Source organism: Salipiger bermudensis (assembly GCF_017309175.1).
GTDB classification, from domain to species: Bacteria; Pseudomonadota; Alphaproteobacteria; order Rhodobacterales; family Rhodobacteraceae; genus Salipiger; species Salipiger bermudensis.
The window spans coordinates 65,240-89,824 of the sequence record NZ_JAEKJV010000016.1; the positions used below are offsets into that span (position 1 = coordinate 65,240).

Here is a 24,585-nt window from a genome sequence, read left to right on the forward strand (position 1 = left end):
GTGAACCTCGCGGCGCTCCTCACCGTCGAGTTCCTCGGCGTGGCGCTGGTCTTCGCCCGCATCGGCGGGATGCTGATGTTCGTGCCGGCGCTTGGCGAGACCGTCATCCCGGTGCGCCACCGGCTGGCCTTTGGGGTGCTGCTGTCGCTGGCGCTCTACCCGGCGGTGCCGCAGGGGCCGGTCTCGCTCGACGCGCCGGGGCCGCTGGTCGGAGCGCTGGCCATCGAGCTGACGCTGGGGCTGTGGATCGGCGTCACCGCCCGCATCCTGCTCAGCGCACTGGAATTCGCGGGCTACCAGATCGGGCTGGTTTCGGGCCTGTCGAACGCGTTCTCGCCCAGCCTTGGCTCGTTCCAAGGCTCGACGCTGATCTCGACCGGGCTGATGCTGGGCGGCGTGGCGATGATCTTTGCCACGGACCTGCATCACCTGATCATCGGCGCCATGGTCAGCAGCTACGACCTGTTCCCGCCGGGCCAGATCCTGCCTTCGGATCTGGCCCAGCAGATCGTCAAGGCGGTGTCGCAGAGCTTCTATCTCGGCCTGTCGATCGTGGCGCCGTTCTACGTCATGGGGCTGCTGGTCAATCTCGGCATGGGGCTTGTGGCGCGTATGATGCCGTCTTTGCCGGTGTTCTTCGTCGCGGCCCCGGTGCTGATCATGGCGGGTCTTCTGGTGCTGGTCATGGCCACGCCGGTGATGCTGCGCGAATTCGCCGAACGGTTCGGCGAATGGCTTGGCCTGCTGGTGTTCTAGACCATGGCGGATCAGGACGAGGACAAGGACAACAAGACCGAAGAGCCAACAGAGCGAAAGCTCCGAAAGGCGCGCGAGAAAGGCGACGTTGCCTCCTCCAAGGAGGCTGGAAACGTCATGGCGGTGCTGTCGCTTTTCGCGATCACCGCCTTCGTGCTGCCGTCGGTCTCGGCGCCGTTGGCGGGGGTGTTCCGCAACGTGCTCGAGAGCGCCGGACAGATTCATGTCGGCACCGATCTGAGCGGGTTGCGCGATCTGGGCGCGGTGAGCTGGAAGGTGCTGCGCGGCGTGGGCATTCTGCTCGGGCCGCTGATGGCGCTGATGGTGATCGGCGCTCTGGCGGGTGTCGCGCTGCAGGGCGAGGTGGTCGTGGCCTCCGAGCGTCTGAAGCCGAAATGGTCCAAGATCTCACCGATCTCGGGCTTCAAGCGCCTGTTCTCGCTCGCCGCCTTCGTCGAGTTCTTCAAGAGCGTTACCAAGGTGCTGCTGGTCGGTGTGATCGCGGGCTGGGTGGTGCTGAACGCGGTGGGGCAGATCTGGCAGACGCAAGGCCTCGTGCCCGAGATGGTGACCGATTTCATTCGCGCCGAGGCGGCGCGGATGCTGCTCATCACGCTGGCACTGGTGAGCGTGATCGCGGTGGCCGACATTCTGTGGAAGCGCTTCGATCACCGCCGCAAGCAGCGCATGTCGATGAAAGAGATCAAGGACGAGGTCAAGGAGACCGAGGGCGATCCGCTGATCCGATCCAAGCGCATGAACATCCGCCGGGAGCGGGCGCGACAGCGCCTCGCGCAGGCGGTGCCGCGCGCCACGGTGGTGCTGACCAACCCGACCCATTTCGCGGTGGCTCTGAAATACGAGAACGGCGTCGACATGGCGCCGGTCTGCGTGGCCAAGGGGGCCGACCTGCTGGCGGCGCGGATCCGTGAGCTGGCCAAGGAGAACGAGATCCCCATGGTCGAGAACCGGCCCTTGGCGCGCGCCCTGCATGACGTGGCCGAGCTCGACCGCCCGATCCCGGTCGAGCATTGGGAGGCGGTCGCCGCGATCATCGGCTACATCATGGATCTCGAGCGCAACATCCGGCGGACCCCGCCGGAGGGCTCGAGCCTGCGTGAAGACGCGTAGGGCAGGGCGGCAGGTAGGACCGGGAGAGGGCAGATGACGGACGGCACGATCGAGGCGGCGCAGGACTGTGTCTGGGAGGTGGACGGGCTGCGGTTTGCCGGGCGCGTATGGGGGCCGGCGGACGGCACGCCGGTGCTGGCCCTGCATGGTTGGATGGATCACGCCGACAGCTTTCAGGAGCTGGCGCCGAGGCTCGCTGGCTGCCGCGTGGTGGCGCTTGATCTGAGCGGGCAGGGGCTCAGCGGCCATCGTGCGGCGCATGCCACCTACAACATCTGGGATGACCTGCCGCAGATCGCCGAGCTGCTCGACCTGCTGGGCTGGCAGGACTGCGTCCTGCTCGGCCATTCGCGCGGTGCCAATATCGCGGGGCTGTTCGCGGCGGCGCAGCCAGACCGGGTGCGGGCGCTGATCGCGCTCGACTCGCTGGCGCCCGAGACCGATCCCGACGAGACCATCGTCAGCACGCTCAGGGCCTTCATCGAGCAGACCCGCAAGCAGAAGGTCCGTCCGCCACGTCTCTTTGCCTCTCCCGAGGCCTATATCGAGCGTCGCGCGGGGCAGGGCAACGCCCGCCGCACGTCCGAGGCGCTGGCGGCGCGGGCGCTCGAGCCGCATCCCGAAGGGGTGCGGATGCGCGGCGACCCCCGGCTCTTCGCGCGCTCGGCGGTGAAGCTGAAACAGGCGGATGTGGAGGCCGTGATGCGGGCGTGGCGCTGCCCGGTGCTGAACATCTGGGCCACGGACGGCATCAAGAGCAAGCGCCCGGCTGTGGCGCAGCTCGCGGCGCGGGCGGAGGCGCTGGTGGCGAGGTATGAGACCGCCGAGATCGCCGGCGACCACCATTTCCACCTCGACCCCGGCGCAGCGGGGGCGATCGCCGAGGTGGTGCGCGCGTTTCTCGACCGGCTCGGTTGTCGCTGACCGGTCACCCGAGGAAGAGCGCTCGGAAGCGCTCGGCGGTGGGGGACAGCGCCCGGCGCGCCGGGCTCAGCAGGTAGAGCTTGCGCTCAAGTACCAGGTCGCTGACCGGCACGAAGACGATGCCCGGGTCGTTGAACAGCCCCACCGCGTTGCGCGGCAGCAGCGCCACGCCAATGCCTGCGCGCACGAGGCAGAGCTGGGCGATGGTGGAATGGCTGCGCAGGGGGCCTGTCTTCAGCGTCTCTGGCAGGCCGGGATGCGCGGCAAGCAGGCGCGACGAGCCGGTCTCGGTGCCAAGGTGAATGAGTTCCTGCGGGTCGATATCGGCCAGTCGCACCGGTGCGCGCTTGCGCGCCAGCGGGTGATCGGCACGGCAGGCGAGGCCGAAGGGATCGGCTGCGATCTCGGTCTGGACGAGATCGGGCGAGCTGCGGGCGCGACCGGCCACCGCCAGATCGAGCCGCCCGTCGGCGACCATGGCGGCCAGCGTCTCGGCGACGTCGTCATGCAGGGTGAGGATGACCCGCGGATGCTCGGCGCGGAAGGCTGCTATGGCCGGGGCGATGAGCGGGGTGATCGCCGAGGGCGCGGCGCCGAGGCGCAGCGCGCCGTGCAAACCGCGCGCCTGCGCCCGCAGCCGGGTCAGGGACTGGTCGAGCGCATCGAGCAGTGGCGCGGTGTCCTTCAGGAAATCCAGCCCCAGCGGCGTCGGCACCGGCGGGCGGCTGCGCCGGTCGAACAGAGATCCGCCGGCGATCTCTTCGATCTGCCGCACCGTCTCGGTCAGTGCCGAGGGCACCACGCCCAGCCGGTCGGCGGCGCGGGCAAAGCTGCCCTCGGCCCAGATCGCGTGGATCGCCCGCAGGTGCCGCAGATTGAAATTCGTATTTTCTGCATCAATCTTCATATCTTTCAATTTTAAAGAACGCCACGCTTCGGTCAATATGCGCCCGCACAGGAGACCCGCATGACCGCCACCGACAGCCGCTTCGCCGACGCCATCGCCAAACTTCCCGCCGCCCTGCGCGCCGCGGGCTTCAGGGGAGAGGTCGAGCGCGACAGCGCCCTGCGCGCGGCCATGTCGACCGACAACTCGGTCTATCGCATCCTGCCCGACCTGATCGTGGCGCCGCGCGATGCCGAGGACGTGGTGACGGCCATGTCGGTGTTTGAGCTTCCCGAGTTCGCGCATCTCGCGCTCACCGCGCGCGGCGGGGGCACCGGCACCAACGGGCAGAGCCTCAACCGGGGCGTCATTCTCGACATGCGCCGCCACATGCACCGGCTGCTCGAGGTCGATCCCGAAGGCCAGTGGGCCGATGTCGAGCCCGGTATCGTGCTTGACGACCTCAACGCGCAGCTGCGCCCGAGGGGCCTGTTCTTCGCGCCAGAGACCTCGACCTCGACGCGCTGCGTGGTGGGGGGCATGGTCTCGACCGACGCCTCGGGCAAGGGCTCGCGGATCTATGGCAAGACCTCGGACAACCTCGTCGGCGTCGAGATCGCGCGGGGGCAGGGGCTGGTCTCGAGCTTTGACGCCGCACCGGGCTGGGCGCAACCAATGCTGGAGGCCGCCGAGCGCGCGGCGCGGGCGGGGCGGGCGGCTTTCATCGCCAACACACCGCGGCTCAACCGCCGCTTTACCGGCTACGATCTCGAACGCGCCTGTCCCGAAGACGGCGGCTTCGACTGGTGGCGGCTGTTCCCCGGCTCCGAGGGCACGCTGGGGCCGATCACCCGCATCCGGGTGAAGCTCCGTCCGCTGCCGAAGGAAAAGCGCCTCGTGGTGGCGGGCTTCGCCAGCTTCCGCGACTCGCTCGCCGCGGCGCTGCCGCTGATGCAGGACGATCCCACCGCCATCGAGGTGATGGACGAACGGGTGCAAGCACTGGCCAGCGAGGCGGGGCTCCTGGGGCGTCTGCCCGAGGCGCTGCGTCCCAAGGGCGGCGAGGCGCTTGCCTATACCTTCGTGGAGTTCAACGGCGACAGCGCCGAGGCGCTCGAGGCCGGGCTTGCCGCCTGCGAGGCGCGGCTGCGCGGTCTGCCGAGCATCCGGGCAGTGCACGTGGCCTCGGGCGCCGACGAGATCCGCGAGCTGTGGGCGATCCGCTCGGCGGGCGTCGGGCTGCTCGGCAAGGTCGAGGGGCGGGCGCGGCCGGTGGCCTTCGTCGAGGATTGCGTGGTGCCCCCCGAGGAGCTGCCGGCCTTCCTTGACGGCTTTCTCGAGATCCTCACCCGGCATGGGCTGAGCTTTGGCATTTACGGCCATGTCGACGTGGGTTGCCTGCACATCCGACCGGCGCTCGACATCGACGCCGAGGAAGACCGCGCCCGGCTGGTCGAGGTCTCGGACGAGATCTATGCGCTGGTGAATCGCCATGGCGGCATCTTCTGGGGCGAGCACGGCAAGGGCGTGCGCGGGGCCTATCTCGAGGGCTGGATCGGGCCCGAGGCCTATACCGCGCTGCAGGGCGTGAAGGCGGCCTTCGACCCGGCGGGCCGGTACAACCCGGGCAAACTGGTGGCCACCGACACGCCGGTGATGGGCATCGCGACGACGCCGTTCCGCCCGTTCAACGCGCCCGAGGGCGACGCGCTGGAAAAGGCCTTCCGCTGCAACGGTAACGCGCAGTGCCTGAGCTATGCGGCGACCACGCCAATGTGCCCCTCGTTCAAGGCGACCGAGGACTTGCGTCATTCGCCCAAGGGCCGGGCCGACGCGATGCGGGCGTGGCAGGAGGGCAAGCGGACCGGCGTGCAGACCGTCGAGGAGGCCGACCTGCTCGGCACGCTCGACACCTGCCTCGGCTGCAAGGCCTGCGCCTCGACCTGCCCGGTGCAGGTCGACATCCCTTCGATGCGTGCGGCGGTCTATGCCGATGTCTACGCCCGCAAGGCGCGCCCGCTGACCGACCGCGCCATGCTTCTGGCCGAGCGGCTGAGCCCGTGGCTGCTGCGCGCGGCACCGCTGACGCGGCCGTTCTGGCCGCTGGCGCGCAGGATCACCGAGCGCGTGCTTGGCGTCACCGACCTGCCGGGCAGTCTCGCCCGGCCGCTGCCGCGCGCGGCGCGGATCTCGGTGCGGGAGCTCGAGAGCGAGACCTTGCCGGAGCGCACCGTGCTGGTCTGGATGGACTGGTTCTCGGCGCTTTATGACGAGGCGACCCAGCGCGACGTGCTGCGCGGGCTCACTGCGCTCGGCTATGCGCCGCGCTTCGTCGAGATGCTGCCGGCGGGCAAGGTGGCGGGCGATCTGGGCGATGCGGCGGGTTTCCGGGCGATGGCCGACCGGCTTTCGGACGCGCTGCGGAAGGGGGCTGCCACCGGCGCCCCGATGATCGGGCTCGACCCGGCCTTCGTGATGGCGTTGCGGCAGGACTACCGCAAGGCGGGGCTCGACGTTCCCGCGCTGCTGCTGCCGCAGGAGTTCCTCGCGTCGGAAGTGCGCTCGGGCGTGCGCCTGCCGCAGGCGAAGGGTGGGGGGCTCAGCCTGTTTACCCATTGCACCGAGAGCACCGGTGCGCCGGCGGCCCGCAAGGACTGGCAGGCGGTCTTCGCCGGGATCGGGCTCGAGATCGAGACGCCCGCGACCGGCTGCTGCGGCATGGCGGGCATGTTCGGTCACAAGGACCGCCATCAGGAGATGTCGCGCAAGCTCTTCGACCTGTCCTGGGCCGGGCCCGTGGCCGAGGCCGAGGAGGCGGCGGCGACCGGCTTTTCCTGTCGCTGCCAGAGCGAACGGCTCGGCGGCAAGGCGCTGCGCCATCCGCTGGGGCTGATCGCCGACCGGTTGGGTGATCCCGGCTGATCGGCGGCTACCTCAGGCCCGGGTCCCGTCGATTCCTGCCGGGCGGTTGCCATATTGCCCCGTTGGATATACATATGGTGGAGTATATCCAACTCCGGAGGAGGCCGCCATGCAGGTCGCGAAATGGGGCAACTCGCTTGCCGTGAGGCTGCCCGCCGAGCTGGTCCGCAAGCTTGGGCTGAAAGAAGGCGACGAGATCGACCTCACCGCCGGTGACGACGGTTTCGCGGTGACGCGCCACGCGCGCCCCGACGAGGTGCTGGCCGGGCTGCGGCGGTTCCGTGGCCGGCTTTCGGCGCAGGATCGGCTGAGTCGCGACGCCGCGCATGAGCGCTGAGTTTCTCGACACCAACGTCATCCTCTACCTGCTCGACGACGGACCGAAGGCGGACCGCGCCGAGGCTCTGCTGCTGCGCGCGCCGCGGATCAGCGTGCAGGTGCTGAACGAGGCGCTGGTGAACTGCCGTCGCAAGGCCGGGATGGACTGGGATGAGGCCGGCGCCTTCCTGTCTGGAATCGAAGAGCTGTGCGAGGTCGAGGATCTCACGCCGCGCACCCACGCGGTTGGCCGCGCCCTGGCCGAGCGCTACCGGCTCTCGGTCTACGACTCGATGATCGTCGCCGCGGCGCTGCTGGCGGGATGCACGGTGCTGCATTCCGAGGACATGCAGTCCGGCCTGCTGATCGAAGGGCAGCTTCGGATCACGAACCCCTTCCTCTGACCCGCCGGAGGGCTGTCAGCCCTGGATACTGGCAGTGGTGTCGAGCAGGACCGGCAGGATCTCGTGCCGCACGCGGTCGAAATCGTAGGTCAGGCTCGACAGCGACACCTGCACGGCGGCATCGGCGCGGCCATCGGTGCCGATGATCGGCACCGCCAGACTGATCTCGTTCAGCAGGACCTGCGCTTCGGTGATGGTGTAGCCGTTGCGTCTCGCGGCAATCACGTCATCTTCGACGACCGCGCGGTCGGTGATCGTGAGCGGCGTCGCGGCAGGCAGGGGCCAGGTGGCGCAGGCCTCGCGGTACTCTGCTTCGCTCCGCGTCGCGAGCATCACCCGTCCCGACGCGGTGGCCAGCGCCGGCACCCGACGTCCGACGATGCTCGCGGCAAAGTGGGTGCGGTGATTGGGCAGGCGCAGGGCATAGATGATGTGATCTCCCGACATCTGCGCCAGGTTTACCGTCTCGCCGACCGTGCGGCTGAATTCGATCAGCTTTGGCAGGGCACGGGAGATCAGCGGATCCGACCAGTAGTAGACATAGGCCAGCTCGAGCCAGGCGTGGCTCGGGCGGTAGCGCCGCGTGTCGGGGTCGCGGTCGAGCATCCCTTCGACATGCAGCGTGTGCGCCAAGCGCTGCACCGCGCTCTTCTCGAGCCCGGTGCGTTCGACCAGCTCGGTGAGCGTCAGGGAGACATGGGCTTCGTCGAAGGCACGCAGCAGGCGCAGCCCCTTTGCGAGCGTTCCGACGTGGAGAGAGTTCTGCTTCATTTGCAACCGCTGCCTTCATCAACCGGCGCGCTTCCCGCTTTTGGTGAAGAGGGGGCTTGACGACAGCCATGCCTGTCCGGCTAAGATGATTAAATAATAATCTAATGTATCAAATAATGATACACAAATGTCAACCAACGGGAGTTAAAATGAATAGAAGACCTCTGGACCGCTCCGCGATCCTCGCCCTTACGCTGGCGATGACCACCGCAATGCCTGCCTTCGCGGACAAGGCTTCCGGCACACTGAACGTGGCCTTCACCAAGGAGCTGGAGAACGTCGACAGCTACTTCAACTCGTCGCGCGAAGGCGTGGTGATGCAGCGCGCCGTCTGGGACGGCCTGATCTATCGCGACCCCGAAACCAACGAATACGTCGGCAACCTTGCCGAGAGCTGGGAGTGGATCGACGACACCACGCTCGAGTTCAAGCTGCGCGAGGGCGTGACCTTCCACAATGGCGAGGCGTTCAACGCTGACGACGTGGTCTACACGGTGAACTTCGTCGCCAAGGAAGAGAACGGCGTGAAGACCCAGCGCAACGTCAACTGGATGGAGTCGGCCGAGAAGATCGACGACTACACGGTGCGCATCAAGCTCAAGGAGAAGTTCCCCGCGGCGATCGAGTTCCTCTCGGGTCCCGTCTCGATGTACCCCAACGAGTACTACGCCGAGGCCGGCCCGTCGGGCATGGGCCTGAAGCCCGTCGGCACCGGCCCCTACAAGGTGCTCGACGTGGTGCCGGGCCAGCACTTCGTGCTCGAGGCCAATGAGAACTACCACGACAGCCCCAAGGGCCAGCCGAAGATCGAAAAGATCGACATCCGCACCATTCCCGACGTCAACACGCAGATGGCCGAGCTGTTCTCGGGCTCGCTCGACCTGATCTGGCAGGTGCCGGCGGACCAGGCCGAGAAGCTGGGCGAGATGGGGCAGTTCACCGTCGCCAACGAGTCGACCATGCGCGTGGGCTACCTGCAGATGGACAGCGCGGGACGCTCGGGCGACACCCCGTTCACCGACCCGCTGGTGCGCAAGGCCGTGAACCACGCCATCAACCGTCAGGAACTGGTGGACGCGCTGCTTCAGGGCTCGTCCAAGGTTGTCTACACGCCCTGCTTCCCGAGCCAGTTCGGCTGCATCCAGGACGTGACCGAATACGAGTACGATCCCGAGAAGGCCAAGGAACTGCTGGCCGAGGCGGGCTATCCGGATGGCTTCAGCACCGAGTTCTACGCCTATCGCGACCGTCAGTACGCCGAGGCAATCGCGTCGTACCTGAACGCCGTGGGCATCGATACCGACTTCAAGATGCTGCAGTATTCGGCGCTGCGCGAGCTCAACATGGATGGCAAGGTGCCGCTGTCGTTCCAGACCTGGGGCAGCTACTCGATCAACGACGCCTCGGCCATGGTCAGCCAGTTCTTCAAGCACGGCTCGCTCGACAGCACCCGCGACGAAGAGGTGCTCGAGTGGCTCAACGTGGCCGATAGCTCGACCGACCCGGACGAGCGCATCGAGTACTACACCAAGGCCATCCAGAAGATCGCCGACGAGGCGTTCTGGGCCCCGATGTTCACGTACAACACCAACTACGTGTTCTCGGACACTGTCAGCTACACGCCCACGCCCGATGAAGTGCTGCGCTTCGTCGACATGAGCTGGAACTGATCCAACACGGGTGAGGGGCACGGCCTCTCACCCGCTTCCCAGACCACCGAGATACCAGACGCACGGGCCATGCGGTCCGGCGCGAGAGGGTTCGCATGCTTCCATTCATTCTGAAACGGCTGGGGCTGGCGCTGCTTGTCGCCTTCACCGTCAGTTTCATCAGCTTTTCCCTGCTTTTCCTCTCGGGCGATCCGGCCGCCGCGCTGGCGGGCGAGACCGCAAGCGGCGAGGACATCGAGGCGATCCGCCGCATCTATGGCTTCGACCGACCGATGCTGGTGCAATACGGCGACTGGCTGTTCTCGGCCCTGCGCGGCGATTTCGGCGAGAGCTACTACTTCAAGCTCCCGGTTGCGAGCCTGATCGCGGAACGGCTTCAGGTCACCATGACGCTGGGCGTCTGCGGCATCCTCTTCGCGCTTCTGACCGCGGTGCCGCTCGGCGTGGTGGCGGCGATCCGTCCCAACTCGCTGATCGACCGCGTGGCGCTGTTCCTGTCGGTCGCCGGGCAGGCGATGCCGTCGTTCTGGTTCGGCCTGATACTGATCGTGGTCTTTGCCATCCAGCTCGGCCTGCTGCCGCCCTCGGGCGCCGCGACATGGCGGCATTTCATCATGCCCACCATCGTGCTGGGCTACTACGCCATGCCAGCCATCATGCGCCTGACCCGCGCGGGGATGCTCGACGTGCTGGGCTCGGACTACATCCGCACCGCGCGCGCCAAGGGCGCCGGCGAGACGCGGGTGCTCTTCAAGCACGCGCTGCGCAACGCCATCATCCCGGTGGTCAGCCTCGCGGCGGTGCAGATGGGCTTCATGCTTGGCGGCTCGATCGTGGTCGAGTCGGTCTTTGCTCTGCACGGCGCGGGCTACCTCGCGTGGGAGAGCATCGCGCGCAACGACCTGCCCACGGTGCAGGCGCTGATCCTCGTCTTCTCGATGTTCTACATCGTCTTCACCTTCCTTGCCGACGTGCTCAACGCGTGGCTGGACCCCAGAATGCGGAGCGCCTGACGTGACCGACGCCACCGATCCCCTCTTTCGCGAAATCGAAGGCCCGTCGCCGCGGCAGATGCTCAAGGCGCGCGCCCTGAAACACAAGGCGCTGATCTTCGGCATGACCGTGGTCCTGCTGCTGGTGCTGGTTGCGCTGCTGGCGCCGGTTCTGGCGCCGCACGACCCCTACGAGCAGAGCCTGATGAACCGCATGGTCAAGCCGGTCTTCATGGGCGGCACGTGGGAACACCCGCTGGGCACCGACCACCTTGGCCGGGACTACCTGTCGCGGCTGATCTACGGTGCCCGCGTGTCGCTGCTGATCGGCGCCGTTGCGGCGCTGATCTCGGGCGTCATCGGCACCGCCATGGGCGTCGCCGCCGGCTATTTCGGCGGCAAGGTCGATGCCGTGGTGACCTTCCTGATCAACGTCCGCCTCGCCATGCCGGTGGTGCTGGTGGCGCTGGCGGTGGTCGCCATCCTCGGCGGCTCGCTGACGGTGGTGATCTGCGTGCTGGGTCTGCTGCTCTGGGACCGCTTCGCCGTGGTCATGCGGGCCTCGACCCTGCAGGTGCGCCGGCGCGACTACGTTGCCGCCGCGCAGGTCATCGGCGCCTCGACCCCGCGCATCGTGCTGACCGAGATCATGCCCAACATCTTCAACAACCTGATCGTCGTGGTCACGCTCGAGATGGCGCATGCCATCCTGCTCGAGGCGGCGCTGAGCTTCCTTGGCCTGGGCGTGCAGCCGCCGACCCCGTCCTGGGGCCTGATGGTGTCGGAGGGCAAGAACATGATGCTGTTCGAGCCGTGGCTGGTGCTGATCCCCGGCGCGGTGCTCTTCGTGCTGGTGCTGGCGATCAACCTGATGGGCGACGGTCTGCGCGACGTCACCGCCCCCGAAGGCAGGAGCTGAGCCATGAGTGACACGATCCTTTCCATGAAGAACCTGACCCTCGACATTCCCATGGGCAGCGGCACGCTGCACGCGGTGCGGGGCATCGACTTCGACCTCAAGCGTGGCGAGACGCTGTCGATCGTCGGCGAGAGTGGCTCGGGCAAGTCGCTGACCTCGCTGGCGGTGATGGGGCTGCTCGGCAAGTCCATCAAGCGGCAGGCCGACGAGATGCGCTTCGAGGATGTCGATCTGCTGAAAGCCAACCGCCGGGTGATGCGCACGCTGCGCGGCAACCGGATGGCGATGATCTTTCAGGAGCCGATGACCTCGCTCAACCCGGCCTACACCATCGGGGACCAGCTGGCCGAAACGCTCAGGCTGCACCGCAAGGTGAGCAACGCGCAGGCCCGCGCCCGCGCCATCGAGCTGCTCGAGAAGGTCGGCATCACCGCCGCCGAAAGCCGGCTGAGCCAGTATCCGCACCAGCTTTCGGGCGGGTTGCGGCAGCGCGTGATGATCGCGCTGGCGCTGATGTGCGAGCCCGACCTGCTGATCGCGGACGAGCCGACCACGGCGCTCGACGTGACCATTCAGGCGCAGATCCTGCGCCTGCTGGTCGATCTCACCCGCGAGATGAACATGGCGATGATCCTCATCACCCACGATCTTGGCGTGGTGGCGCGCGTCGCCGACAAGGTGGCGGTGATGTATGCCGGCGAGCTGGTCGAGACCGGCCCCTCGACCGAGGTCTTCGCAAGGCCCAGCCATCCCTACACCCGCGGCCTGCTGCGCTGCATCCCGCAGCCCGGCAAGACCGAGCGCGGCGCACCGCTCGGCACCATTCCGGGCATCGTGCCCTCGCTGATCGGCGAGGTCACGGGCTGCGCCTTCCGCACCCGCTGCCCGCACGCCCGGCCCGAGTGCCGTGCGCCGATCCCTGAGCGCGGCGACGCCACCCACGCGTTCCGCTGCATCCATCCCGACGGGGCGCTGTCGCAAGAAGGAGAGGTCGCATGAGCGATATCCTGACCCTCGAAGGGGTGAAGAAGACCTACAGCGTCAAGCAGGGCCTGTTCGGCACCCGCAAGCCGCTGACCGCGGTCAACGACGTGACCCTTTCGATGCGCAAGGGCGAGGTGCTGGGGCTCGTGGGCGAGTCGGGCTGCGGCAAGTCCACACTGGCCAAGCTGCTGCTGGGGCTCGAACAGCCCACCGCCGGCAAGGTGCTGGTCGAAGGCGACGACATGGCGGGCCTCGACCGCCGCGCGCTGGCCGGGCGGTTGCAGCCGATCTTCCAGGATCCCTATTCCTCGCTCAACCCGCGCAAGTCGATCTACGATCTGATCTCGCTTCCGCTTCGGGTGCACAAGATCGGGGATGCCGCCAGCCAGCAGAAGGCGGTGCGCGAGATCCTCGACGTGGTGGGCTTGCCGCAGCGGGTGATCAACACCTATCCCAGCCAGATGTCGGGCGGGCAGCGGCAGCGCGTGGCCATCGCCCGCGCGCTGGTCATGCGCCCCGAGATCGTGATCTGCGACGAGCCGACCTCGGCGCTCGACGTGTCGGTGCAAAGCCAGATCCTCAACCTTCTGGGCGATCTGCGGCGCGAGTTCGGCCTGACCTACCTGTTCATCTCGCATGACCTCGCGGTGGTCGAGCACCTCGCGACGCGGGTGGCGGTGATGTATCTCGGCCGCATCGTCGAAGAGGCGCCGGTGGCCGATCTCTTCGAGCGGCCGCGCCATCCCTATACCCGCGCGCTGCTGAGCTCTGTGCTCACCCCCGATCCGACGCAGGGCGTGCCCGAGACCTCGCTCGGCAGCGACTACCCGAACCCGATCGATCCGCCCTCGGGCTGCGCCTTCCACCCGCGCTGCCCGCACGCGACAGAGCACTGCAAGGCGGTCGCGCCGCGCCCGCTCGAGACCGAGGCCGGCCGGGTCGAGTGCCACCTGCACGACCCCGAGAGCCCGATGTTCGAAAGGAGCGCCGCATGAGCGCCTTGTCGAAGACGCAGGAGACCCGAAAGCACGTCATCGAGACCGCGGGCGGCGTGGTCGCGGCGCAACATCGCCTTGCCGCCGAAGCCGGGGCCGAGGTGCTGCGCGCCGGTGGCGACGCGGTCGACGCGGCTGTGGCGACCTCGTTTGCCATCGGGGTGCTCGAGCCGTGGATGAGCGGACCGGCCGGCGGCGGGGCGGCGGTGCACTGGCGCGCCGATACCGGCGAGGCGGTGGCGATCAATTTCGGGATGCGCTCGCCGCGCGGGCTGAAGGTCGCCGATTACCCGCTGAGCGGCGAGGGCAAGGCTGGCGACCTGTTCCCGTGGGAGCGGGTGGTCGAGGACCGCAATGTCGAGGGCGCGAAGGCCATCGCGGTGCCCGGCACCGTCGACGGCCTCGGGCAGGCCCATGCCCGCTGGGGCCGGATGCCCTGGGCCGAGCTGCTCTCGCCGGCTGTCGCATTCGCCCGCGAGGGCATGCTGGTCGACTGGTATGCGGCGCTGCTGATCGCCTCGACCGCGCGCAACCTTGCCAAGGATCCCGACGCCGCGGCGCTGTTTCTCGATGACGGCGTCTGGCCCAAGGGCAGCGGCTGGACCGCGATCCCCGACAACCGCCTCGACCAGAGCGCCATGGCCGACACGCTCGAGGCGCTGGCCGCCGGCGGGCCGCGCGCCTTCTACGAGGGCGACGTGGGCCGCGCCTTGGCGCAGGACGTGCAGGCCAAGGGCGGCAGCCTCGCCGCTGAGGATCTTGCCGGCTACCGCGCCTGGGTGGGGGCGGCGCAGCCGGTGTCCTATCGCGACGCGCTGTTCCACGTCATGCCCGGCCTCACCGCAGGCCCGACCTTTGCGCGGGTGATGGAGCAGCTCTCCGACGCCGACCTGTCGCATCCCGCGTCCGCCTATCCCGCCTATGCCCGCGCGCTCGCCACCGCCTATGCCGAACGGCTGGGCAAGATGGGCGATACCGGCGAGGTGCCCGAGGCGCCGGGCTGCACCACGCATTTCTCCGTCGTCGACCGCGACGGCAACATGGTGGCCAACACCCAGACCCTGCTGTCGATCTTCGGCAGCCGCGTGGTCTCGCCCGCCACCGGGCTGCTAATGAACAACGGCATCATGTGGTTCGACCCCGAGCAGGGCAAGCCCAACTCGCTGGCCCCTGACAAGGCCTGCCTGATGAATGTCTGCCCGGTGCTGGGCGCCGCAGGCGAACGCCGCGTCGCGCTTGGCGCGTCGGGCGGGCGCAAGATCGTCTCCGCCGTGTCGCAGCTGGCCTCCTTCGTGGTCGATGGCGGCATGGGTATCGGCGAGGCCTTCCACACGCCGCGCATCGACGTCTCGGGCGGCACCGGCATCGTTGCCGACGAGATGCTTTCCCAAGACGTGCTGAGCGCACTCGGCGCCGTCATGCCGGTCCAGACCACCCGCCGCACCGTGCTGCCCTATGCCTTTGCCTGCCCCGCAGGCGTGATGCGCGACGGCGCGACCAACACCGGATGCACCGAAATCATGTCGCCCTGGGGCGACGCAGCCCTCGAGGACGACCAATGACCCGCGACGCCGCCATCTCCCATGTCACCGACTATTTCGACGCGGGAACCTTCCAGTCGGACCTTGCGGGCCTCGTGGCCTTCCGCACCGAGAGCCAGAACCCGGCGCAGGAGGCGCGCGACGAGTCGCTGCGCTACCTCAAGGAGGCAATGCTGCCCCGGCTCGAGGCGCTCGGCTTCGCCTGCGAGATCATCGACAACCCCGATCCGCGCGGCGGGCCGCTGCTGCTGGGCGAGCGGGTCGAGGCCGAGGGCCTGCCGATGGTGCTGACCTATGGCCACGGCGACGCGGTGCTGGGGCAGGAGGGCATGTGGCGCGAGGGCCTCACGCCGTGGGAGATCGTCGAGGAGGGCGAGCGGCTCTACGGGCGTGGCACCGCCGACAACAAGGGCCAGCACCTCGTAAACATCGCCGCGCTCGAGGCGGTGCTGGCGACGCGCGGAAGCCTCGGCTTCAACACCCGCATCGTCATCGAGATGAGCGAGGAGGTCGGCTCGGTGGGCCTGCCCGAGGTGTTCGAGACCTACAAGGACAGGCTCACCGCCGATGTGCTGATCGCCTCCGACGGGCCGCGCCTGCAGCCCGAGGTGCCGACCATGTTCATGGGCTCGCGCGGGGGCACGACCTTCGATCTCGTGGTCGAGACCCACGAGGGCGCGCATCACTCCGGCAACTGGGGCGGGCTGCTCGCCGATCCGGCGATGATCCTTGCCCATGCGCTGGCCTGCATCACCGACGCGCGCGGCCAGATCAAGGTGCCGGAATGGCGCCCTGACAGCCTCACCGACAGCGTCCGCGCGGCGCTGCGCGACCTGCCGGTGGCGGGCGGCGAGGGGCCGGCGGTGGACCCGGACTGGGGCGAGGAGAGCCTGACACCGGCGGAGCGGGTCTTTGGCTGGAACAGCTTTGCCGTGCTGGCGATGGTCTCGGGCGTGCCCGAGGCGCCGGTCAACGCGATCTCGGGCTGGGCGCGGGCGACCTGCCAGCTGCGCTACGTGGTCGGCACCGACCCGGAAGAGGTGATCCCCGCGCTGCGCCGCCATCTCGATGCGCATGGCTTCGAGCGGGTGCAGATCCGCGCCCATGACCGGGGCTTCTTCGCCGCCACCCGGCTCGATCCCGAGCACCCTTGGGCGCAGTTCGTGGGCGCCTCGATCCGCAAGACGGCGGGCGAGTTGCACGTGCTGCCCAACCTCGCCGGCTCGCTGCCCAATGACAGCTTCACCGATATCCTCGAGGTGCCGACGATCTGGGTGCCGCATTCCTATCGCGGCTGCTCGCAGCATGCGCCGAACGAGCACATCCTGAAGCCGGTGTCGCGCGATGCGCTGCGGGTCATGGCCGGGGTGTTCTGGGATGTCGGGGCAGGGGGCACGCCCGCCAGCTGAGGACAGGACGTCTCGCAACAGAGCTTTTCAAAGACATCGGGGATCGCGGTGCGCCGGGCGTGCCGCGATCCCTTGCACTTTCTTGCGCAGGGTGCTGCTCTGGCCGGTGAAAGAGGAGCGCTCAGATGACCCTGTTCCCGATCCGGGCGGCGATGGCCGCCCTGCTGCTTTCCGTGTCGATGCCGCAGCCCGCGGTGGCGTTCGAACCCGGATACGCCGCCACGCTCGACGACCGCCATCTCGACCTGCGCCGGGCGCCGGGCTTCGACAGCCGGGTGATCGGCCGGCCTGGCCCGGGCACGATGCTCCGCGTGCGCGCGGTGCGCGGTGGCTGGGTGCAGCTCGTGGATCTTGGCGGGATCTATCCGTCTGGCTGGGTAGAGGCCACCACCCTCGCGGGGCTTGGTTGGGTCGATGCCACCCGGGCCGCCGGGACGGGCGAGGGGATGAAGCTCACCCGCGGCACCGACGCCGAGGGCCGGCCCACCGGCCGACGGTCTTTCATGAACGCGCCGTTCGGGGCGTCTCAGGAGACGCGGCCGTCGCCAGTCCCGTCGCCCACGCTGCCGCGCCCCTGGCCCACAGTGCCGGGCAGCGGGCGGCAAGAGCCTCTGAGCACGGATGTCGCACGCTTCGACTGCCGGAGCGGCAATGGCGCGGGGCAGGGTCTTGCGGGATGCACGCTGCGCCTGAGCGTCGCTCTGGAGATCCCCGAAGCCTATGCGCCCTTCCTGACGGAGGAGGTCGCGCTGGTCTGCGAGGCGAGCCTTTCCTACGAGAGCCTCGGCGCCGAAGAGCGCCGCACGATCTGGCAGCAGGACGGGATGCGACTGCCGGTTCGCGACGGCACCAGCGGCGGCGACGTGATGCTTCGCTTCGACTTTTCGCTGGAGCCGGACCCGGTGCTTTCGGCAGAGGTCGAAAGCGTCGACTGCCAGCCCCGTCGGTAGTCTTGCCCTTCGACCTCGGAGCAAGAAGCCGCGCTGCGCCTTCTTCAATTCAATGACCGAACAGACTGAAAGCGCCTCCGCGATATCCCGCGGGGGCGCCTGACCATGTCCAAGGGCGCCCCGCTTTCCGGGGCGCAGGCCTCTCAGTAGGGGCTGTCTTCGAAGTAGAAGTCGTCGGCGTTCTCGGGCGTGATCAGCTCCGAGGCGATGATGAACTCGCCGCTCATCGGGGCGGCACCGGTGACGCCGACGGCGGTCATCTCGATGGCGGTGGAGATCATTGCCGGCGGGTAGGTGACGTTGACCGGCACCGTCTCGTCGCCGTTGCGGATGCGGTCGACCATCTCCTTCATGCCGGCGCCGCCGACCACGATCATCTCGTCGGTGCGGCCGGCCTGTTCGATGGCGGCCAGCGCGCCCACGGCCATGTCGTCATCCGCCGCCCAGACCGCGTCGATCTCGGGGAAGCGCGACAGCCAGTCCTGCATCAGGGTGAACGCGGTGTCACGGTTCCAGTTGCCGTGATCCATCGCCAGCACCTCAAGGCCGGAGCCGTCGATTGCCGCCTCGAAGCCCTCGACCCGCTCGTTGTCGACGGTGGAAGGGATGCCGCGCATCACCACGACCTTGCCGCCATCCTCGAGCGCACCGGCGAAATACTCGCCCGCGGTGCGGCCGAAGCTGTCGTTGTCACCGGCGACGTAGAGCGTCTCGATGCCCTCCACGGCGAGGCCGCGATCGACCACGGTGACCCAGGTGCCGCTCTCGGCGATGCGCTGGATCGGACCGGTCAGCGGCTCGGATTCGAACGGCAGCACGACGAGCGCGTCGATGCCGCGGGTCGCCACCATGTCCTCGAGATCCGAGACCTGGGTGGCCGAGTCCGGCGTGGTGGTCAGCACGAAGCTGTGCTCGGGGTAGACCTCCTGAAGGCGCTCGACGGTGCGCTCGGCATGGTAGTTCAGCGCCCCGGCCCAGCCGTGGGTCGCGGCCGGGATCGAGATCCCGATGGTCTCGGCCTGCGCCGAGCAGGCCAGTGCGCCGATCAGCGCGGTGGTTGCGAAAAAGGTCTTCGTCATCTGGTAGTACCTCCCATGGAAAAGACGACGTTGCAGTCAGGCGGTCTCTCAGCGGTCGCTGGCGCTCTTGCGCTGCATGACCACCGCGAGGATGATGACAGCCCCCTGGATCGCTCCGTTCAGGTAGGGGCTCACGAAATCGGTGAGGTTGAGGATGTTGCCGATCAGGCTCAGGATCAGGACGCCCACGACGGTGCCCCAGACCCGGCCGAAGCCGCCCTTCAGAAGCGTGCCGCCGATGATCACCGCGGCGATCGCCTCGAGCTCCCAGAGCAGGCCGGTGGAGGCCGAGGCCGAGCCGAGGCGCGGCACGTACATCACCACGGCGAAGCCCACCAGCAGGCCGAGCAGGGCATAGGTGGCCAGCCGCACCTTGAGCACCGCGATCGAGGAGTAGCGCGCGACGCGCTCGTTCGAGCCGATGGCGGCGCAGTGGCGGCCGAAGGCGGTGTGGCGCATGACGATCTCGCCGATGATCGCCACCACGGCGAAGGCGATGATCGGCCAGCTGATGCCGGCGATGCCGCCGTAATAGACCGGGCGGTAGAGCTCGCGCATCTCGAAGCCGAGGCTCAGCGTGCCGCCATCGGCCAGCCACGTGATCAGCGAGCGGTAGATGCCCATGGTGCCCAGCGTCACGATGAAGGCCTCGATGCCGACCCGCGTGATCAGCACGCCATTGATGATCCCGGCGATCAGCCCGGCGGCCAGCGCCAGCGCGACCCCCAGAAGGATCACCGGCAGGGTGACGCCCATGCTCTCGGTCAGCGTGTTCATGGTCAGGATCATCAGGCCCGCCACGAAGGCGGCCATCGAGCCAACCGACAGGTCGAGCCCGCCGGCGGTGATCACGAATGTCATGCCCACCGCGATGATGCCGATGAAGGCCGAGCGTGCCAGTACGTTGGTGATGTTGGCGTAGCTCAGGAAGTTGGAGTTCAGCGCCATGCCGATCAGGATCAGCGCGATGAGCGCAACGACGGGGCCGATCACCTGAAGGTTGATCTTGCGGCCCGCGCCTTGCGAATTGGTTTTCGATGCCGTCGCCATGGTCATGCCACCGCCTCTTTACTGGTCTCCCCGAGGCCCATCGCCAGACGGACGATGGACCCCTCGTTCACGTCGTCTCCCTCGAGCGCGCCGACCACGCGCCCGTCATGCATGACCAGCGCCCGCGAGACGATGCCGATCAGCTCGGGCATCTCGGAGGAGATCACGATGATGGCGTGGCCCTCGGCGGCGAGCCGAGAGATCAGGCCGTAGATCTGCTGCTTGGTGCCGATGTCGATGCCGCGCGTCGGCTCGTCGATCAGGATCACCTGCGGCTTGCTGAGCAGGGTCTTGGCGAGCAGCAGCTTCTGCTGGTTGCCGCCCGAGAGGTTGCCAACCGGCATGCCGCGCTCGGGGATGCGGATGGCGAACTCCTCGATGGCGCGGTCGAGCGCGGCCTCCTCGGCCTTGCGGTCGATCAGCACCTTGCCGAAGCGGTCGAGCAGCGCCAGCGTCAGGTTCTCACGCGCGCCCTTGTCGAGCAGCAGCCCGGCGTTCTTGCGGTCTTCGGTGAGATAGACCAGCCCGCGTTCCATCGCGGTGCGCACCTCGCCTGCAGGCAGCTCCTCGCCCATCAGTCGCACCTGTCCCGTGCGCGGGCGCAGCCCGGCGATGGCCTCGGCCAGCTCGGTGCGGCCCGAGCCCACCAGCCCGCCGATCCCCAGCACCTCGCCCCGGCGCAGGGTCAGGCTGGCATCCTCGATGAGGCCCGGCACCGAGAGCCCCTCGACCTCGAGCATGACCTCGTCCTGCGGCACCGCCTTGGCCGGGTAGAGATCCGACAGCTCGCGGCCCACCATGGCGGCGGCCATTTCGTCCTCTGATATATCGGCGACCATCTCCGAGCGCACCATGGCGCCGTCGCGCAGCACCGTGACCCGGTCGCAGACGCGCTTGACCTCCGAAAGCTTGTGCGAGGTGTAGAGGATCGCCACGCCCTCATCGCGCAGGCGCTCGATCTGGCGGAACAGGATCTCGCAGTCGCGCTCGGTCAGCACGGCGGTGGGCTCGTCCATGATCAGGACCCGAAGGTCGCGGGACAGCGCCTTGGCGATCTCGACCATCTGCTTCGAGGGCACCGAGATCTGCGACACCTGCGCCGATGGGTCGACGTTGCATTCGAGCCGCTCGAGCAGCTCGCTGGTGCGGGCGCGCATCGCCTTGTGATCGAGGCGCCAGCCGCGTTTCAGCTCGCGCCCAAGAAAGACGTTCTGGTCGACACCGAGATGCTCCGCGAGGTTGAACTCCTGGTGGATCATCACGATCCCCAGCGCCTCGGCATCGTCGGAGCTCTGGAAGCTGATCGGCTTGCCGTGCCACAGCGTCTCGCCGGCGGTGGCGTCGTAGTAGCCGGCGATGATCTTCATCGTGGTCGACTTGCCGGCGCCGTTCTCGCCGATCAGGGCATGGATCTCGCCGGGACGAAGCTCAAAATCCACCCCGTGAAGGACCTGAACCGGCCCGAAGGACTTGTCGACGCCGCGCAGGGCGAGGATCGGGTCAGCCATGGCCCACCTCCACCCAGGCGCTGTCGGCCTCCGCCGAGCGGATGCAGGCATCGATGAACTCGAGCCCCTCGACCCCGTCGCGGATGCCCGGGAGAAGGGTCTCGTGCGGCTGCCCGGCCTGCCTCGCGCGGATCGCCTCGGCGGCCTCGGCGTAGATGTTGGCAAAGCCCTCGAGATAGCCCTCGGGATGGCCCGGCGGCACGCGGCTGCCGGCCATGGTCTCGGCGCCGCGACGCAGCTTGCGCGCCGGCTCTCCGAGCTTGGTGAACCACAGGGTCTCGGGCGTCTCGTGGGCCCATTCGATCCCGGCGATCTCGCCGTAGATGCGCAGCTTGAGCCCGTTCTCGGTGCCCGGCGCGACCTGGCTGCACCAGAGCGATCCCTTGGCGCCAGAGGCGTAGCGCATCATGATCTGGGCGTTGTCATCCACCGCGCGGCCCGGCACGAAGCTGGTCAGATCCGCCGCCAGCCGCTCCGGCGCCATGCCGCTGACGAAGCGGGCGAGCTGGAAGGCGTGGGTGCCGATATCGCCGATCGAGCCGCCGGCGCCGGCCTTCTTCGGATCGCCGCGCCAAGCCGCCTGCTTGCTGTCGCTGGGCCGTGCCAGCCAGTCCTGCGCATATTCCACCTGCACCAGCCGGATCGGCCCGAGATCGCCACGCGCGATCATCTCGCGCGCCAGTCGCAGTTGCGGATAGGCCGAGTAATTGTGGGTCAGCACGAAGAGCGCGCGGGCCTCTTCGGCGATCTGCGCCAGCGCGTGGGCGTCCTCGAGCGTCGAGGTCATCGGCTTGTCGCAGATGACGTGGATGCCAGCCTCGAGGAACGCCTTGGCGGCGGGAAAGTGCACGTGGTTGGGCGTGCAGATCGACACCGCCTCGATGCCGTCGGGGCGGGCCGCTTCCTCGCGCGCCATGACAGCGAAATCGTCATAGGTCCGCTCCGGCGCGATGCCGATCTCTGCGGCGCTCTCGGCGTTGCGCTCGGGCGTGGTCGAGAGCGCGCCGGCGATCAGCGCAAAGCGGTTGTCGAGCCGTGCCGCGATGCGGTGCACATTGCCGATCATCGCGCCTTTGCCGCCGCCGACCATGCCGAGCCTGATGGGAGTGTGGGTCATGGTGTCAGCCCTCCAGCCCGAGCATCCGCAGGTTCGCGGCCTGGTCCGTGCCTGACGCCGCGAAATCGTCGAACGCGTGCTCGGTGACGCGAATGATGTGATCCTTGACGAACTGCGCGCCTTCGCGGGCGCCGTCCTCGGGGTGCTTAAGGGCGCATTCCCACTCGACCACCGCCCAGCCGTCGAAATCCATGGCCGCGAGCTTGGCGAAGATCGCCTTGAAATCGACCTGCCCGTCGCCGGGGCTGCGGAAGCGGCCCGCTCGGTCGACCCAGGACTGGAAGCCGCCATAGACGCCCTGCCGCCCCGTGGGGCGGAACTCGGCGTCCTTGACGTGGAACATGCCGATGCGTTCGGCATAGATGTCGAGATGGGCGATGTAGTCGAGCTGCTGCAGGAGGTAGTGGCTCGGATCGTAGAGCATCATCGCCGCCGGATGCTGGTCGACCCGGTCGAGGAACATCTCGAAGCTGGCGCCGTCATGCAGGTCTTCGCCGGGATGGATCTCGTAGCAGATCTTCACGCCCTTCTCGGCAGCATGGTCGAGGATCGGCCGCCAGCGCTTGGCCAGTTCATCGAACGCCGCTTCGACAAGGCCTGCCGGGCGCTGCGGCCACGGGTAGAGATAGGGCCAGGCCAGCGCGCCCGAGAACGCCGCCATCCGGTCAATGCCGAGATTGGCCGAGGCGTCGATGGTCTTGAGCACCTGCTCGACCGCCCATTCCTGCCGCGCCTTCGGGTTGCCGTGCAGCGCGGCGGGGGCAAAGCCGTCGAAGGCCTCGTCATAGGCGGGGTGGACCGCCACGAGCTGGCCCTGGATATGGGCCGAGAGCTCGCTGATCGCGACGCCGTTTGCGGTCGCCGTGCCGGCGAGCTCCTGGCAGTAGTCGCGCGACGTGGCCGCCAGGTCGAGATCCATCAGGCCGGCCTCGCCGGTCGGGACCTGAACGCCGAGATAGCCGCAGCCCGCGGCCCATTTGGTGATGTTGTCGAAGCTGTCGAACGGCGCATCGCTGCCAACGAATTGCGCAAGAAACAGGCCGGGGCCTTTCAGTGTTCGCATGTGCCCTCCCAGGTCGCCGATAGTAGATGTAATCGGTTACATATAGTGCTGACACACTCTGAAAAGGTTTTCAATACCGTTTGAAAGTCGTATTGTCGCATTTGAATGAGAGGAGACCGCCGTTGAGAGATCCCGAACAGGCCCCGCGCATCCACGACGTTGCCAAGCTTGCCGGGGTGTCGGTGGCGACCGTGAGCCGCGTCTTGTCGAACCCGTCCATCGTTGCCGAGCGTACGCGCCTTGCGGTCGAAAAGGCCGTGGCCGAAACCGGTTACACCGTCAACGTCATGGCGCGGAACCTGCGCCAGCAGCAGGTGGGCGGCGTGCTGGCTCTGGTCCCGAACCTCGCCAATCCGTTCTTCTCCTCGATCCTCGCGGGGATTGCCGACGCGCTGCGCGAGGAGGGACTGAGCCTGCTTGTTCTCGACACGAGGCGCGCCGACACCGGATCTCCGACGGGGGGGATCCGCTCTTACCTGACGCGGTCGCGGGCCGACGGGCTGATCGTGCTCGACGGGAGTCTCGATCCGGCGCTGTTCAGCCAGCCATCCTGCCCGCCGGTGGTGCAGGCCTGCGAGTGGATCGACGGACTGGCGGGGCCGCGCGTGCTGGCCGACAACGCGGCAGGCGCCCGGTTCGCGGTCGAGCATCTTCTGGGGCTCGGTCACCGGCGGATCATGCACGTGACCGGCCCGTCCGAGAACACGCTGTCGCAATCCCGTGCAGCGGGCGTGGCGCAGGCGTTGGGGCCACTGGGGCTGGCGCCCGTGGCACGCATGGAGGGCGCCTTCACGCTGGCCTCGGGCCACGCGGCGGCGGCGGCGCTGATGGCCGAGCCCGAGCGTCCGACGGCGGTGTTCTGCGACAACGACGAGATGGCGATCGGGCTGATGGCGGGTCTGCAGGCGCGCGGGCTGCGGGTGCCCGACGATGTCTCCATTGTGGGCTTCGACAATATCGAGATGGCGGCCTACGCGAATGTACCGCTCACCACGGTCCGGCAGAAGCGGGCGCATCTGGGGCGCCGCGCTGCCGAAATGCTGCTTGCACATCGCGCGGCGCCGAAGCTCGAGGAGGAGCTCATCCTTCCGGTCGAGCTGGTGATCCGACAGAGCACCGCGCCGCTGCCGGTGGCGTGACGCCCTCCGCTCGGAGCCCCGATCCCGTCCGACAGTGACACGCCGGCCCGTTGCAGG

Annotated in this window: 22 protein-coding genes; 15 read left to right on the forward strand and 7 right to left on the reverse strand. The window is 68.2% G+C overall.

Annotated features, from left to right (window positions below; genetic code table 11):
* From JF542_RS18945 to JF542_RS18955, 3 genes are read left to right on the forward strand one after another with little or no spacing between them, the layout of a single operon-like run.
* The gene (locus JF542_RS18945) at positions 1-756 is read left to right on the forward strand and encodes a flagellar biosynthetic protein FliR (protein WP_207076991.1); all 756 of its coding nucleotides are present in this window, start codon (positions 1-3) and stop codon (positions 754-756) included.
* Positions 757-759: 3 nt separating this feature from the next.
* Complete coding sequence (gene flhB, locus JF542_RS18950; protein ID WP_207076992.1) at positions 760-1,887, forward strand: flagellar biosynthesis protein FlhB; 1,128 nt, start codon at positions 760-762, stop codon at positions 1,885-1,887.
* A gap of 33 nt (positions 1,888-1,920) precedes the next feature.
* Positions 1,921-2,811 carry an alpha/beta fold hydrolase gene (locus JF542_RS18955; RefSeq protein WP_207076993.1) on the forward strand — a complete coding sequence of 297 codons (891 nt, stop codon included), beginning with the start codon at positions 1,921-1,923 and terminating at the stop codon, positions 2,809-2,811.
* A gap of 4 nt (positions 2,812-2,815) precedes the next feature.
* On the opposite strand, the gene JF542_RS18960 is transcribed toward JF542_RS18955, so the two are convergent.
* Positions 2,816-3,718 (reverse strand): LysR family transcriptional regulator, encoded by a 903-nt coding sequence (locus tag JF542_RS18960; protein WP_207076994.1) that lies wholly within the window; start codon positions 3,716-3,718, stop codon positions 2,816-2,818.
* A gap of 60 nt (positions 3,719-3,778) precedes the next feature.
* On the opposite strand from JF542_RS18960, the gene JF542_RS18965 reads away from it, so the two are divergent.
* The 3 genes from JF542_RS18965 to JF542_RS18975 all read left to right on the forward strand — a co-directional run bounded on the left by JF542_RS18965 (position 3,779) and on the right by JF542_RS18975 (position 7,341).
* Positions 3,779-6,619: an FAD-binding and (Fe-S)-binding domain-containing protein gene (locus tag JF542_RS18965; protein ID WP_207076995.1), complete on the forward strand. Its 2,841-nt coding sequence runs from the start codon at positions 3,779-3,781 to the stop codon at positions 6,617-6,619.
* Between the two features lie 109 nt (positions 6,620-6,728).
* Positions 6,729-6,956, forward strand: coding sequence for an AbrB/MazE/SpoVT family DNA-binding domain-containing protein (locus JF542_RS18970; RefSeq protein ID WP_007803897.1), 228 nt, complete (start codon positions 6,729-6,731; stop codon positions 6,954-6,956).
* Positions 6,946-7,341, forward strand: a complete 396-nt coding sequence (locus JF542_RS18975) for a PIN domain-containing protein (protein ID WP_207076996.1) — start codon at positions 6,946-6,948, stop codon at positions 7,339-7,341. The genes JF542_RS18970 and JF542_RS18975 overlap by 11 nt, the downstream gene beginning before the upstream one ends.
* A gap of 15 nt (positions 7,342-7,356) precedes the next feature.
* Here JF542_RS18975 and JF542_RS18980 read toward each other — a convergent pair whose 3' ends face one another.
* Positions 7,357-8,112 (reverse strand): IclR family transcriptional regulator, encoded by a 756-nt coding sequence (locus JF542_RS18980; RefSeq protein ID WP_242533835.1) that lies wholly within the window; start codon positions 8,110-8,112, stop codon positions 7,357-7,359.
* Positions 8,113-8,261: 149 nt separating this feature from the next.
* On the opposite strand from JF542_RS18980, the gene JF542_RS18985 reads away from it, so the two are divergent.
* From JF542_RS18985 to JF542_RS19020, 8 genes are all read left to right on the forward strand, one after another.
* Positions 8,262-9,782 (forward strand): ABC transporter substrate-binding protein, encoded by a 1,521-nt coding sequence (locus tag JF542_RS18985; protein ID WP_224888112.1) that lies wholly within the window; start codon positions 8,262-8,264, stop codon positions 9,780-9,782.
* A 95-nt stretch (positions 9,783-9,877) separates the two neighbouring features.
* Complete coding sequence (locus tag JF542_RS18990; RefSeq protein ID WP_207076998.1) at positions 9,878-10,795, forward strand: ABC transporter permease; 918 nt, start codon at positions 9,878-9,880, stop codon at positions 10,793-10,795.
* A gap of 1 nt (position 10,796) precedes the next feature.
* The gene (locus JF542_RS18995) at positions 10,797-11,693 is read left to right on the forward strand and encodes an ABC transporter permease (RefSeq protein ID WP_007804114.1); all 897 of its coding nucleotides are present in this window, start codon (positions 10,797-10,799) and stop codon (positions 11,691-11,693) included.
* 3 nt (positions 11,694-11,696) lie between these two features.
* A complete protein-coding gene (locus JF542_RS19000; protein ID WP_207076999.1) occupies positions 11,697-12,692 on the forward strand; it encodes an ABC transporter ATP-binding protein in 996 nt (331 codons plus the stop codon).
* Entirely contained in the window at positions 12,689-13,672 is a 984-nt protein-coding gene (locus tag JF542_RS19005; RefSeq protein WP_007804110.1) for an ABC transporter ATP-binding protein, read from the forward strand. The genes JF542_RS19000 and JF542_RS19005 overlap by 4 nt, the downstream gene beginning before the upstream one ends.
* Positions 13,669-15,234, forward strand: a complete 1,566-nt coding sequence (locus JF542_RS19010; RefSeq protein WP_207077000.1) for a gamma-glutamyltransferase — start codon at positions 13,669-13,671, stop codon at positions 15,232-15,234. The genes JF542_RS19005 and JF542_RS19010 overlap by 4 nt, the downstream gene beginning before the upstream one ends.
* Complete coding sequence (locus tag JF542_RS19015) at positions 15,231-16,622, forward strand: M20 family metallopeptidase (RefSeq protein ID WP_207077001.1); 1,392 nt, start codon at positions 15,231-15,233, stop codon at positions 16,620-16,622. Before JF542_RS19010 ends, JF542_RS19015 begins: the two co-directional genes overlap by 4 nt.
* Before the next feature lie 125 nt (positions 16,623-16,747).
* Positions 16,748-17,572, forward strand: a complete 825-nt coding sequence (locus JF542_RS19020; protein WP_207077002.1) for an SH3 domain-containing protein — start codon at positions 16,748-16,750, stop codon at positions 17,570-17,572.
* Positions 17,573-17,715: 143 nt separating this feature from the next.
* On the opposite strand, the gene JF542_RS19025 is transcribed toward JF542_RS19020, so the two are convergent.
* Genes JF542_RS19025 through JF542_RS19045 form a run of 5 tightly spaced genes read right to left on the reverse strand, consistent with a single transcriptional unit; the run spans position 17,716 to position 23,389 of the window.
* Positions 17,716-18,651 carry an ABC transporter substrate-binding protein gene (locus tag JF542_RS19025; protein ID WP_007804103.1) on the reverse strand — a complete coding sequence of 312 codons (936 nt, stop codon included), beginning with the start codon at positions 18,649-18,651 and terminating at the stop codon, positions 17,716-17,718.
* Between the two features lie 48 nt (positions 18,652-18,699).
* On the reverse strand, positions 18,700-19,707 hold the full coding sequence (locus JF542_RS19030) for an ABC transporter permease (RefSeq protein WP_007804101.1): 1,008 nt from the start codon (positions 19,705-19,707) through the stop codon (positions 18,700-18,702).
* Positions 19,704-21,209: a sugar ABC transporter ATP-binding protein gene (locus JF542_RS19035; protein ID WP_207077003.1), complete on the reverse strand. Its 1,506-nt coding sequence runs from the start codon at positions 21,207-21,209 to the stop codon at positions 19,704-19,706. Before JF542_RS19035 ends, JF542_RS19030 begins: the two co-directional genes overlap by 4 nt.
* Entirely contained in the window at positions 21,202-22,326 is a 1,125-nt protein-coding gene (locus JF542_RS19040; RefSeq protein WP_207077004.1) for a Gfo/Idh/MocA family protein, read from the reverse strand. The genes JF542_RS19035 and JF542_RS19040 overlap by 8 nt, the downstream gene beginning before the upstream one ends.
* A 4-nt stretch (positions 22,327-22,330) precedes the next feature.
* Complete coding sequence (locus JF542_RS19045) at positions 22,331-23,389, reverse strand: sugar phosphate isomerase/epimerase family protein (RefSeq protein ID WP_007804095.1); 1,059 nt, start codon at positions 23,387-23,389, stop codon at positions 22,331-22,333.
* 122 nt (positions 23,390-23,511) lie between these two features.
* Here JF542_RS19045 and JF542_RS19050 point away from each other — a divergent pair, with 122 nt between their 5' ends.
* Complete coding sequence (locus JF542_RS19050) at positions 23,512-24,528, forward strand: LacI family DNA-binding transcriptional regulator (protein ID WP_207077005.1); 1,017 nt, start codon at positions 23,512-23,514, stop codon at positions 24,526-24,528.
* Positions 24,529-24,585: the final 57 nt, after the last annotated feature.

Coding starts and splice junctions, on each gene's coding strand:
- JF542_RS19015 (WP_207077001.1), top strand. CDS start 15,231: ATGACCCGCGACGCCGCCATCTCCCATGTCACCGACTATTTCGACGCG.
- flhB (WP_207076992.1), top strand. CDS start 760: ATGGCGGATCAGGACGAGGACAAGGACAACAAGACCGAAGAGCCAACA.
- JF542_RS18965 (WP_207076995.1), top strand. CDS start 3,779: ATGACCGCCACCGACAGCCGCTTCGCCGACGCCATCGCCAAACTTCCC.
- JF542_RS18980 (WP_242533835.1), bottom strand. CDS start 8,112: ATGAAGCAGAACTCTCTCCACGTCGGAACGCTCGCAAAGGGGCTGCGC.
- JF542_RS18975 (WP_207076996.1), top strand. CDS start 6,946: ATGAGCGCTGAGTTTCTCGACACCAACGTCATCCTCTACCTGCTCGAC.
- JF542_RS18985 (WP_224888112.1), top strand. CDS start 8,262: ATGAATAGAAGACCTCTGGACCGCTCCGCGATCCTCGCCCTTACGCTG.
- JF542_RS19000 (WP_207076999.1), top strand. CDS start 11,697: ATGAGTGACACGATCCTTTCCATGAAGAACCTGACCCTCGACATTCCC.
- JF542_RS19010 (WP_207077000.1), top strand. CDS start 13,669: ATGAGCGCCTTGTCGAAGACGCAGGAGACCCGAAAGCACGTCATCGAG.
- JF542_RS18990 (WP_207076998.1), top strand. CDS start 9,878: ATGCTTCCATTCATTCTGAAACGGCTGGGGCTGGCGCTGCTTGTCGCC.
- JF542_RS19040 (WP_207077004.1), bottom strand. CDS start 22,326: ATGACCCACACTCCCATCAGGCTCGGCATGGTCGGCGGCGGCAAAGGC.
- JF542_RS19035 (WP_207077003.1), bottom strand. CDS start 21,209: ATGGCTGACCCGATCCTCGCCCTGCGCGGCGTCGACAAGTCCTTCGGG.
- JF542_RS18960 (WP_207076994.1), bottom strand. CDS start 3,718: ATGAAGATTGATGCAGAAAATACGAATTTCAATCTGCGGCACCTGCGG.
- JF542_RS19005 (WP_007804110.1), top strand. CDS start 12,689: ATGAGCGATATCCTGACCCTCGAAGGGGTGAAGAAGACCTACAGCGTC.
- JF542_RS18955 (WP_207076993.1), top strand. CDS start 1,921: ATGACGGACGGCACGATCGAGGCGGCGCAGGACTGTGTCTGGGAGGTG.
- JF542_RS18970 (WP_007803897.1), top strand. CDS start 6,729: ATGCAGGTCGCGAAATGGGGCAACTCGCTTGCCGTGAGGCTGCCCGCC.
- JF542_RS19025 (WP_007804103.1), bottom strand. CDS start 18,651: ATGACGAAGACCTTTTTCGCAACCACCGCGCTGATCGGCGCACTGGCC.
- JF542_RS19020 (WP_207077002.1), top strand. CDS start 16,748: ATGACCCTGTTCCCGATCCGGGCGGCGATGGCCGCCCTGCTGCTTTCC.
- JF542_RS19045 (WP_007804095.1), bottom strand. CDS start 23,389: ATGCGAACACTGAAAGGCCCCGGCCTGTTTCTTGCGCAATTCGTTGGC.
- JF542_RS19030 (WP_007804101.1), bottom strand. CDS start 19,707: ATGACCATGGCGACGGCATCGAAAACCAATTCGCAAGGCGCGGGCCGC.